Below are 11049 nucleotides of genomic sequence, written 5' to 3'. Positions count from 1 at the left end.
GGGTCGTGCGGCGGAGGGCCGCTTCCGGGTTGATGCCCGCTTCGCGGGCAGCCGCCACCGTTGCCAGGAGGCTCGCGCCCAGCCTTGCTTCGGCGTCCACCTGGGTGTCCGCCAGTGGCGGTGGAACACTCATGCCCGCTCGGGCGGCACGCGCCAGGATCTGCGTGGCCAGGGCCAGGGCAGGCTGGCTCAACGCGACGCCGTCCAGCACCGACTTCCGGGCCTTCTCCGCGCGCTTGATCCGCTCCCAGTTCTCGGTGATCTCCTCCAGCGTGCCCGCCTCGGCACCGGCGAAGACGTGCGGATTGCGCCGGATCATCTTGTCGACCAGGCCACCGGCCACGTCGTCGATGCTCCACCGCTCACCCTCGGGCAACTCCTCGGCGAGCCGCGCGTGCAACACCACCTGCAGGAGGACGTCGCCCAACTCCTCACGCAGCGCATCGGTGTCGTCGGCGTCGATCGCGTCGTACGCCTCGTAGCTCTCCTCCAGCAGGTAACCGGCGAGGCTGCGGTGCGTCTGCGCACGCTTCCACGGGTCACCACCCGGCGAGGCCAACCGGTCCAGCACGGCCACCGTGTCGAGCAGTCGCGCGCCCGGCGGGTCCCACGAGCCGTACATCAGCTCCATCTCGGCCAACCCCGGCTCCCGGGCCAGCCGCAGGCCCAACTCCCGGGCAAGAGCCTCGTCGCCGGCCGGGCCGGCCAACCACACCGCCGTGCCGTGCGCCGCCACCGTGTCCAGCAGCCGTTGCGTCGCCGGGCCGTCCACCACGACGACCTCGGCGCCCGCCTGGCGCACCGCCGTGACCAACTCGCTCTCCGCGCCGGTCAGCACCGGGTGCTGGCGTACGACGTCCCAGGCCGCCGCCGTCAGCAACCCGGCCGGTAGCCGGGGCGACGTGACCAGCAGGACGATCCGTGCCGTCATATTCAGCTGGCCGTGCCCTCGGCGTCGGGGGTGGCGGCCGACTCGACCGACTCCGGGGTGGAGACGTCGGTGACCATGTCGGAGCCCGGCTCACCCAGCGGCACGCTCACCGCGGGAATGTCACCGGGGAAGCTGAGCACCGGGAACTCCAGCGGGCGGTACCGGGGGCTGACCGTTACGTCGTAGCGCTCGACCGCCTCGACCAGCGACCGTCGGGTCGCCAGCGCACCACGCAACTGGTCGCCGTCGAGCTGTCGGGCGGCCTCCTCGTCGCTCGTGGCGGCGGGGATCTGGCCCGCCTCACGGCCGACCGCGATCAGGGTCTTCATCTCCTGCTCGGTCGGCGCGACCGACTCGGACGGCACCCCGGACAGGCAGGTGTAGAGGGCGGACACCTGCTGCACGTACTCCGTGTCAGCCGTCAACTGGAGCGCCTGGGCGACCTGGTCGGAAGCCACCTGGCCACGCGGCTGGTAGTTCTTCTCGGCGGAGACCTGCTTACACACCTCGCTCAGCACCAGCACGCTGGCCACGTCGGCCGGGCCGGTCGGCTTCGGCGCCGCCTGGCCGGGCTGGCTCGCGGCGGGCGACTCCGGGTTCTTGTCGCGCAGGTCCTTCAGCACGGCGGCAACCCGCTCGTCGGTGATGCGGTGGTCACCGATGTAGGCGGCGATGCCGGGCTCGGCACGACATCCGGAGAGGGCGATGAGACCGACCGCCACGCTGGCGACGGCGACAAGACGGCGAGCACGCATGACGGTCACTCTCTCACGGCAGGGCACGCCGCTGTGACGCCCCCCACCGCACGAGCGGCTCAGGCCGGTGCCCCCGCCGCCACTGCGGGGGCACCGAGCACATCGGAGAGCAACTGCGCGCACCACTGCAACAGCGCCTGGTCGCGCAACGGCTCGCCGCCGATCCGGCGGGTGGTCGGTCGGGGCACGCTGACCTGGTCGGTGGCCTGCTTGTAGACGGCATCCGGGTGGTAGCGCTTGAGCCGCAACTGCTTCGAATCCGGCAGCGGCAGCGGACCGAACCGGACGTGCTTGCCCTGCATGGACACGTCGGTCAGGCCGTAGCGGCGGGCCAGCAGGCGGAACCGGGCCACCTCCACCAGGTTCTGCACCGGGGCCGGCGGCTCGCCGTACCGGTCGGTCATCTCGGCGATCACCTCGCCCAGCCGCTCCTCGTCGCGCGCCTCGGCGAGCTTGCGGTACATCTCCAGGCGCAGCCGCTCCACGCTCACGTAATCGTGCGGCAGGTGCGCGTCGACCGGCAGATCGATCTTGACATCGACCTCCTCCTCCGGCCGCTCGCCCTTGAACGCGGAGACCGCCTCGCCGACCATCCGCACGTACAGGTCGAAGCCGACACCCTCGATGTGCCCGGACTGCTCACCGCCGAGCAGGTTGCCGGCACCCCGGATCTCCAGGTCCTTCATCGCCACGTACATGCCGGCACCCAGCTCGGTGTGCTGCGCGATCGTCGCCAGCCGCTCGTGGGCGTGCTCGGTGAGCGGCTTCTCCGGCGGGTACAGGAAGTACGCGTACGCCCGCTCCCGGCCCCGGCCGACCCGGCCCCGGATCTGGTGCAACTGGGCCAGGCCGAGCAGGTCGGCCCGCTCCACGATCAGCGTGTTGGCGTTCGGGATGTCGATGCCCGACTCGACGATCGTGGTGCAGACCAGGACGTCGAACTCCTTCTCCCAGAAGCCGACCATCACCTTCTCCAGCGCGTCCTCGCTCATCTGGCCGTGCGCCACCGCGACCCGCGCCTCGGGCACCAACTCCCGCAGCCGCCGCGCCGCCCGGTCGATCGACTCGACCCGGTTGTGCAGGTAGAAGACCTGCCCGTCGCGCAGCAACTCGCGGTGGATGGACGCCGCCACCTGCCGGTCGTCCTGCGCGCCGACGAAGGTCAGCACCGGGTGCCGCTCCTCCGGCGGGGTGGCGATCGTGGACATCTCCCGGATGCCGGTGATCGCCATCTCCAGGGTCCGCGGGATCGGGGTGGCCGACATGCTCAGCACGTCGACGGACGCGCGCAGCGTCTTCAGGTGCTCCTTGTGCTCGACACCGAAGCGCTGCTCCTCGTCCACGATCACCAGACCGAGCTGCTTGAACCGGGTGGCGGTCTGCAACAGGCGGTGGGTGCCGATGACGATGTCGACGGTGCCGTCGGCGACCATCTCCATCGTGCGCTCGGTCTCCTTCGCCGTCTGGAACCGGGACAGCTGCCGGATCTGGACCGGGAACTGGCTCATCCGCTCGGCGAACGTGTTGTAGTGCTGCTGAACCAGCAGGGTGGTGGGCACCAGCACCGCCACCTGCTTGCCGTCCTGCACCGCCTTGAACGCCGCCCGGACCGCGATCTCGGTCTTGCCGTAGCCGACATCACCGCAGATCAGCCGGTCCATCGGGACGGTCTGCTCCATGTCCCGCTTGACCTCGTCGATCGCGGCGAGCTGGTCCGGCGTCTCCTGCCAGGGGAAGGCATCCTCCAACTCGCGCTGCCACGGGGTGTCCGGACCGAACGAGTGGCCCTTGGACGCCTTGCGCGCCGCGTAGAGCTGGATCAGCTGGGCGGCGATCTCCCGGACCGCCTTGCGGGCCCGAGCCTTGGACTTCTGCCAGTCCGAGCCGCCCATCTTGTGCAGCGTCGGCTGCTCCCCGCCCACGTAACGGGAGAGCTGGTCGAGCTGGTCGGTCGGCACGAAGAGGCGGTCGCCGGGCTGCCCACGCTTGCTGGCCGCGTACTCGATCACCAGGTATTCGCGGCTGGCGCCGTTGACGGTGCGCTGCACCAGCTCGACGTAGCGGCCGATGCCGTGCTGCTCGTGCACCACATGGTCGCCAGCCTTCAGCTCCAGTGGGTCGATGGTGTTGCGCCGCCGGCTCGGCATCTTGCGCATGTCCCGGGTCGACGTACCCCGGCCACCTGTCACGTCGTTGCCGGTCAACAGCACGAAACGGGACGCCTCGTCGACGAAACCGCTGCCCAACGCGCCGCAGGTGACCACCAGCTCGCCGGGGACCGGCGCGGTCGGCACCTCCTCGGCCAACCGGGCGCCCAGCCCGGCGTCGCGCAGCACCTCCACCGCCCGCTGAGCGGGGCCGTGCCCCTCGAAGACCAGCGCGATCGACCAGCCCTCACCGGCCCAGCGCTTCAGATCGTCGACCACCCTGCTGGTCTCGCCGTGGTACAGCGGGGCCGGCTGAGCGCCGAGGGTCACCGCGATGGCGTCGTCCGGGGTGACGGCGGCCTCCTCGGGCGCGTCCTCCCAGGGCTGCCGCGTCTCGGCGTTCTCCGCTTCGACCAGCCCGAACGGAGACAGCGTCCACCAAGGCTGGCGGAGCTTGCCCGCGGCGGCGCGGACTTCGCCGAGGGTGCGGAAGGCGGCGGCGCCGACGTCCACCGGCGCCTGTCCTCCGACCGCGGCGGCAGCCCAGCTGGCCTGCAAAAACTCCTCCGAGGTACGCACCAGGTCGTGCGCCCTCGTGCGGATCCGCTCCGGGTCGCACAGCAGGACGTGGGTGCCGGACGGCATGGCGTCCAGCAGCAACTCCAGCGAGTCGGGGCCGACCAGCACCGGCGCCAGCGACTCCATCCCCTCCACCGGGATGCCCTCGGCGAGCTTGTCGAGGATCTCGGCCAGCTCGGGGTGCTGCTCGGCGAGGGCGGCGGCCCGCTCACGGACCGCTGGGGTGAGCAGCAACTCCCGGCAGGGCGGCGCCCACAGCAGCGGAACCTGCTCGATGGTCCGCTGGTCGGCCACGGCGAAGGTGCGGATCTCCTCCACCTCGTCGCCCCAGAACTCGACCCGGGACGGGTGCTCGTCGGTGGGCGGGAAGACGTCCAGGATCCCGCCGCGCACGGCGAACTCGCCGCGCTTGGTGACCAGGTCGACCCGGGCGTACGCCATGTCGATCAGCCGGCGGGCGACCTCTTCGAGGTCTGCCTCCGCACCGGCGGCGAGCTGCACCGGCTCCAGATCACCGAGCCCCTTGAGCTGCGGCTGGAGGAGCGAACGGACCGGGGCCACGACCACTCGCAGCGGCCCGGTGCCGCCGTGCGCGTCGGTGGCCTCCGGGTGCGCCAACCGGCGCAGCACGGCCAGCCGTCGACCCACCGTGTCCGAGCGTGGGGACAGCCGCTCGTGCGGCAGCGTCTCCCAGGAAGGGAAGACGACCACCTGCTCCGCCGGCAGCAACCCGCCCAGGGCGGCGACCAGGTCGTCGGCCTCCCGGGTGGTGGCGGTCACCGCCAGCACGGGCCGCCCGGCCCCCTCGTTGTCAGCGGCGACCGCCGCGACGGCGAACGGACGCAGCGCCGCCGGGGCGGTGATGTCGAGGCCGTCGACCTGGGCGGCACCGGAGCGCGCCAGGTCACGCGCCCGGGCCAGCCCGGGGTCGGCCAGGGCAGCGGTGAACAGACCGGTGAGCAAGGGAATCCTTCCAGGGGAGTCGACGCACACGACGGCGGCCCCGCGTCCAGCCGGACGGGGGGCGCACAGCAGCCAGCCTATCTCCGTCGACCGACAGACACCCGCTTCCGCCCAGGTCCCCGCGCCTTGCGCCTCGATCCGCGCAACATCGGCGATGTTGCTGCCTCCGACGCGCGGGAAACACCAACATCCCCGATGTTGCGCGGATCTTGACCTCTCCACGGACCGGGGCGAGGTTTTGGGGCGACCCACATCGGCCAAGGTCACGCTCGAACAAGGATGTAGGGGCCTCACCGACGCGCCGAGACCACTACATCCTTGATATTGCGCGATCTTGGAGAGTGGAGGGCCTCCGGCACAGAGGTCACCGACCCGCACACCTTGCTCGCCCCAAGATCCGCGGGAGCGGGAGCGGGGCGCAGCGGTCTGCCATGGCCTCTCGCGGATCTTGACCGACTGACGGCTGGCGTGGTCGGGTTTGCGGATGGGTGAGCAGTGGCGGGCGCAGTTCGACGCGGAGGTGAGCTTCGCCAACGGCGGCGGACTGCGTACCGAGGGGTTTCGGCTGGACATTCCGGGTCAGGACATCAGCGACGAGGACCTGGCGGCGTTGTTCGTCCGTCACCTCGGGCTGCTGATGGTCGCCGAGGTCCGGATCAGCGCGAAGTCGATCATCGAGGAGCCGCACAAGGGCGGCCGGGGCGTGGCCGTCGATCAGCCAGTGCCCGGCCGCAGACTGGTCGAGTTGAGCCACGTGATCAGCGACGGGATGACCACCCTGCCCGGCTGGCCGGGGCCCCGGATCACCGACTGGCTGACCTTCGCGGCATCGCGGGAGCGCTACGCGGCCGGCACCGAGTTCCACGTGGCCCGGATCGACCTGATCGCCAACACCGGCACGTACGTGGACACTCCCGCCCACCGCTGGGCCGGCCGTGACGATCTGACCGGGGTGCCGCTGGACCGTCTCGCCGACCTGCCCGGGGTGGTGGTCCGGGTGCCGGCCGGCACCCGCGCCGTGGATCGGCTGATGCTCGCCCCGTACGAGGTGAGTGGTCGGGCGGTACTGCTGCACACCGGGTGGGATGTGCACTTCGGCACGGAGCGGTACGGCGCGCCGGAGGCGCCGTACCTGACCGGGGACGCCGCTCAGGCGTTGGCCGACGCGGGTGCGGCACTGGTCGGCATCGACTCGATCAACATCGACGACATGAGCCCGGCGGCCGGAGGTCTACGCCCCGCGCACAGCACGCTGCTCGCCGCCGACATCCCGATCGTGGAACACCTGACCGGCCTGGACGCGCTGCCGCCGACCGGCTTCCGGTTCACGGCGGCCCCACCGATGGTGGCCGGCATGGGCACCTTCCCGGTCCGCGCCTTCGCCGTCGTCAACCCCTGACGCGATACACCGCCGCTGCCGGCGCGCACCTGGCGGGAGCGCCCTTGGGGCCCGCGCGTCAGTAGCGCACCGAGATCCGGCGCGCGACGGCGTCCACCTGGATCTCCCCGCCGTACGGGATGATCAACTGCGGGTCGGTGTGACCGAGGTCGACGTCGAAGACCACCACCGCCTCCGGGTTGTACGGCGTGAGCGCACGCATGACCGCTTCCCGCTGGGCCTCGCCCCACGCCTGCCGTTCCGGCACCGACAGCGGCTTGTCGAAGTCCCACGCCTTGGGGCGCCCGACGATGATGGCTCCGAAGGCGGCGAGCAGGCCCCGCTCCCCCATGTTCCGCACGATCCGGAACACCTCCTGGGCGCTCGGCATCTCCTCGGAGGTCTCGAAGAGCAGCACGGACCCGGCCAGTTCGTCGGCGGTCGGCACCCGGTCGGCGGCCATCAACCAGTGCAGGATCTCCAGGTTGCCACCCCAGGTGCGCCCCCGCACCACCCGCTGCGGCCCCTGCCAGCGCCAGCCCTCGCCGGGCAGCATCTCCGGCTCGTACGCCAGCGTCTCGGGCTCGGTCCACGGGTTCGGCCGGTCACCCCAGGTGGGCGCGGGCGTCAACTCGTACCAGTCGGTGGTGAAGAGCGCGGCGCGCAGCGAGTCGACTGTCAACGGGTGCGGCGCGCCCGGCCGGCCGAGGTGCACCAGAACCGACCCACCGTGGTACGCGACGATGCCCAGCCGGTACAGGTGGTTGAGCACGTTCGTGTTGTCCGAGTAACCGAAGTAGGGCTTGGGATTGGCCCGGAGAACGTCGTCGTCGAGGTGCGGGGTGACCGTGATCAGGTCGTCGCCGCCGACCGTGGCGAGCACCGCGGTGATGCTCGGGTCGGCGAACGCGGCGGTCAGGTCGCGGGCCCGGTCGCGAGGGTCCGCACCCATGATCCGCGTGGTCGGGTACTCCACCGGCTCCAGACCGAACTCCTCGCGCAGCCGGCGCAGCCCCAACTCGTACACGTGGGGGAAGAGGCCCGGCAGGCCGGCGGAGGGTGAGACGACAGCGACCCTGTCGCCCGGCTGTGGTTTGGGTGGATGGATCAGCGTCCCCATGATCGAAGGCTAACGGTCCGGCCAACCGGTTTCCGTCCTGCCGTTCCCAGATCGGACATTAGGCTCTCGATGTGGATGAAGCACGGCAAAGGCGCGACCGTGACTGGGCGCCGCGCAGCATCGGGCTGCTCATCGGCACGCTCGCGCTGGCCACCGCGTTCATCGCGGCCTACGTCGGAGCACTGCACCAGCCCACACCGCGCGACCTGCCGACCGGCGTCGTCACCAGCGACCAACGCGCGCGGGCCACCCTCGACGCCGTGCGCGACCAGACCACCATCCTCAAACCCATCGAGTACGACGACACGGGCGCCGCCGAGCACGGCCTGCTCAGCCGCGCCGTGTACGCGGTGCTCAGCACCGGCCCGGACAACGGCCTGCTCCTCACTGTGGCGAGCGCCTCCGGCCCCTCCGCCACCAGCGCGATCAAGGAGGTCCTCAGCACCGCCGCCACCCGCACCGGCACCCCGTTGCAGATCGTCGACCGGGTGCCGGTCACCTCGGACGACCCGCGCGGTGTGGTGCCGTTCTACCTCAACGTCGGGTACGTGCTCGGCGGTTACCTCGCCTCGACAGTGCTCGGGATCTCCGCCGGCACGACCCCACGGTCGGCGCGGCGGGCTGGACTACGCATAGCCGCCCTGGCGGTCTACAGCGTGCTGCTGGGCATCGCGGGCGCTGTCGTGGTCGGGCCGGTCCTGGACATCTGGCAGCACGACGTGCCGACGATCGCCGCGATCGGCGCGCTGGCCGTCTTCGCCGCCGCGATGTTCGCCAGCGCCATCCAGGGGTGGCTCGGTGTCGCGGGCACCGCGCTGGTCATCCTGCTGCTGGTGGTGCTCGGCAACCCCGGCTCCGGCGGCATCTACGCGCCGGAGTTCCTGCCCGGGGTGCTGCGTGGCATGCACCGGTGGAACATTCCCGGGCTCGCCAACGACCTCACCAAGGCCGCGGTCTACTTCGACTGGCGATCCGCCGGCTGGCCCGCGATCGCTCTCGCGCTCTGGGCGGTGGCCGGCATCGTCGGGTTGGTCAGCGCGAGCCTCGTCCGCGGTCGCCGGATCGTCGCCCCCTAAGGGCACGCTCGGGCCCCTGAGTAAGCGGCGACGGTGGTTGAGATCACGCCGGAAACGCCGACCCGGAGCCAGTGGATCACCCGGGGGCCCTCCGCACATCCGGTGCGCGCGGATACCATCCAGTAAGTCGGACAGCGCTGTCCTTCGTCACCACGTAAGGGAGCGCATCGTGACCGATCAGCACGACCACGACGGCCCGGACGCCGCGCTGCGGGCCGACATCCGTCGACTCGGCACCCTGCTCGGGCAGACGCTGGCCCGCCAGGAGGGTCGTCCGCTGCTCGACCTCGTCGAGGAGATCCGCGCCCAGGTCCGCACCGACGCCCCGGCGGCCGCACAGCGCCTCGGCGGGCTCGACGTGACCACCGGCACCAAGCTGGCCCGCGCCTTCTCCACCTACTTCCACCTGGCCAACATCACCGAGCAGGTGCACCGTGCGCGGGATCTGCGCCGACGCCGTGCGGTGCAGGGCGGGTGGTTGGACCAGGCCGCCAAGATGATCGCCGAGCGTGGGGTTCCGGCCGATGAGATCGCCAACGCGGCACGCCGGTTGGCGGTCCGTCCGGTTTTCACCGCGCACCCGACCGAGGCGGCCCGCCGCTCGATCCTGTCCAAGCTTCGGGCGATCGCCGACGAGTTGGACACCGAGACGGCCAACGCGATCCTCTACGGCGCCAGCGACGAGGGCCCCGCCAACCGCCGCCTGGCCGAGTTGTTGGACCTGATGTGGCAGACCGACGAGCTGCGGCTCGACCGGCCGGACCCGACCGACGAGGCCCGCAACGCCATCTACTATCTGCGCGACCTGTACGCCGAGGCCGCCCCTCAGGTGCTCGACGATCTGGCCGACACGCTGCGTACCCTCGGCGTGGAGACCTCCCCGACGGCCCGGCCGCTGAGCTTCGGCACCTGGATCGGCGGCGACCGCGACGGCAACCCGTTCGTCACCCCGGCGGTCACCCGTGAGGTGCTGACCATCCAGCACGAGCACGGCATCGCCGCGACCGAGAAGGCGATGGACCACCTCATCAACGAGGTCTCGGTCTCCCGCCGGCTGCGCGGGGTGTCCCTGGACCTGTCCGCCAGCCTCGCCGCCGACCTGGACGCGCTGCCCGAGGTGGCGACACGGTTCCGTCGGGTCAACGCTGAGGAGCCGTACCGGCTCAAGGCGCGCTGCGTGAAGGCGAAACTCGCCAACACGCGGCAACGGCTACGCCAGGGCACCGCGCACGTGCCCGGCCGGGACTACCGCGGCTCCGCCGAGCTGATCGCCGACCTCGATCTGCTGCGCGCCTCGCTGGCCCGCAACTCCGGGCAGCTCACCGCCGTCGGCCGGCTGGCCTCCACCATCCGTACGGTCTCCGCGTTCGGTCTGCACCTGGCCACCATGGACGTCCGGGAACACGCCGAGGCGCACCACGCGGTGCTCGCCCAGCTCTACGAGGCGGTCGGCGAGGTCTCCGACTACCCGGCGCTGACCCGGCTGGAGCGCACCAAGCTGCTCGCCGACGAGCTGACCGGCCGCCGGCCGTTGTCCACCGTCGACACGTCGCTGACCGAGCCGGCCCGCAAGACGTTCGACGTGTTCGGGACCATCCGGGAGGCGCAGGACCGGTTCGGCGCCGAGGTGATCGAGTCGTACATCATCTCGATGACCCTGGGTGTCGACGACGTCCTGGCCGCCGTGGTGCTGGCCCGCGAGGCCGGCCTGGTGGACGTGCACAGCGGGCGGGCCCGGGTCGGGTTCGTGCCGCTGCTGGAGACCCCGGCCGAGCTGAACGCCGGCGGTGAGCTCCTCGACGAGCTGCTGTCGTTGCCCGCGTACCGGGCGCTGGTGACGGCCCGGGGCGACGTGCAGGAGGTGATGCTGGGCTACTCCGACTCGAACAAGGAGGCCGGGATCACCACCAGCCAGTGGTCGATCCACCGGGCGCAGCGCGCACTGCGTGACGTGGCCGCCCGGCACGGGGTGCACCTGCGGCTGTTCCACGGCCGGGGCGGCACGGTCGGGCGCGGCGGCGGGCCGACGTAGTCGTGTACGTGGTGCGGCTGCCCGGGAAAGCCGGGTGCCATCACGATGTTCGCGGTGTTGCGGTGGCC

Annotated in this window: 6 protein-coding genes and 1 pseudogene; 3 read left to right on the top strand and 4 right to left on the bottom strand. The window is 71.5% G+C overall.

Annotated features, from left to right (window positions below; all coding sequences use genetic code 11):
* The 3 genes from ACWCO3_RS24260 to mfd all read right to left on the bottom strand — a co-directional run.
* Window positions 1-931 (bottom strand): nucleoside triphosphate pyrophosphohydrolase (locus ACWCO3_RS24260; protein ID WP_450012190.1); only part of this gene is annotated, 931 nt, incomplete at its 3' end.
* Window positions 932-933: 2 nt separating this feature from the next.
* Window positions 934-1686, bottom strand: coding sequence for a hypothetical protein (locus ACWCO3_RS24255; RefSeq protein ID WP_145786332.1), 753 nt, complete (start codon window positions 1684-1686; stop codon window positions 934-936).
* Window positions 1687-1745: 59 nt separating this feature from the next.
* Window positions 1746-5375 (bottom strand): transcription-repair coupling factor, encoded by a 3630-nt coding sequence (gene mfd, locus ACWCO3_RS24250; RefSeq protein WP_450012189.1) that lies wholly within the window; start codon window positions 5373-5375, stop codon window positions 1746-1748.
* Between the two features lie 484 nt (window positions 5376-5859).
* Between mfd and ACWCO3_RS24245 the strand changes: the two genes are divergently transcribed.
* Window positions 5860-6774: a cyclase family protein gene (locus tag ACWCO3_RS24245; protein ID WP_358161871.1), complete on the top strand. Its 915-nt coding sequence runs from the start codon at window positions 5860-5862 to the stop codon at window positions 6772-6774.
* A 58-nt stretch (window positions 6775-6832) separates the two neighbouring features.
* Here ACWCO3_RS24245 and ACWCO3_RS24240 read toward each other — a convergent pair whose 3' ends face one another.
* The gene (locus tag ACWCO3_RS24240) at window positions 6833-7873 is read right to left on the bottom strand and encodes a S66 family peptidase (RefSeq protein WP_145786329.1); all 1041 of its coding nucleotides are present in this window, start codon (window positions 7871-7873) and stop codon (window positions 6833-6835) included.
* A gap of 71 nt (window positions 7874-7944) precedes the next feature.
* Here ACWCO3_RS24240 and ACWCO3_RS24235 point away from each other — a divergent pair, with 71 nt between their 5' ends.
* Together ACWCO3_RS24235 and ACWCO3_RS24230 are read left to right on the top strand one after the other, a co-directional pair.
* Entirely contained in the window at window positions 7945-8949 is a 1005-nt protein-coding gene (locus ACWCO3_RS24235) for a hypothetical protein (protein ID WP_450012186.1), read from the top strand.
* Between the two features lie 169 nt (window positions 8950-9118).
* A pseudogene (locus ACWCO3_RS24230) lies at window positions 9119-10978 on the top strand (phosphoenolpyruvate carboxylase); the annotation flags it as partial.
* Window positions 10979-11049 lie beyond the last annotated feature (71 nt).

This window comes from Micromonospora sp. NPDC002411 (genome assembly GCF_053592955.1).
Note: the sequence above shows the minus strand (reverse complement) of the source record. Positions and strands in the feature narration are given on the sequence as shown.

Excerpts from the sequence above, each read along its gene's own strand:
- ACWCO3_RS24255 (WP_145786332.1), bottom strand. The coding sequence starts at position 1,686 with ATGCGTGCTCGCCGTCTTGTCGCCGTCGCCAGCGTGGCGGTCGGTCTC.
- ACWCO3_RS24245 (WP_358161871.1), top strand. The coding sequence starts at position 5,860 with ATGGGTGAGCAGTGGCGGGCGCAGTTCGACGCGGAGGTGAGCTTCGCC.
- ACWCO3_RS24240 (WP_145786329.1), bottom strand. The coding sequence starts at position 7,873 with ATGGGGACGCTGATCCATCCACCCAAACCACAGCCGGGCGACAGGGTC.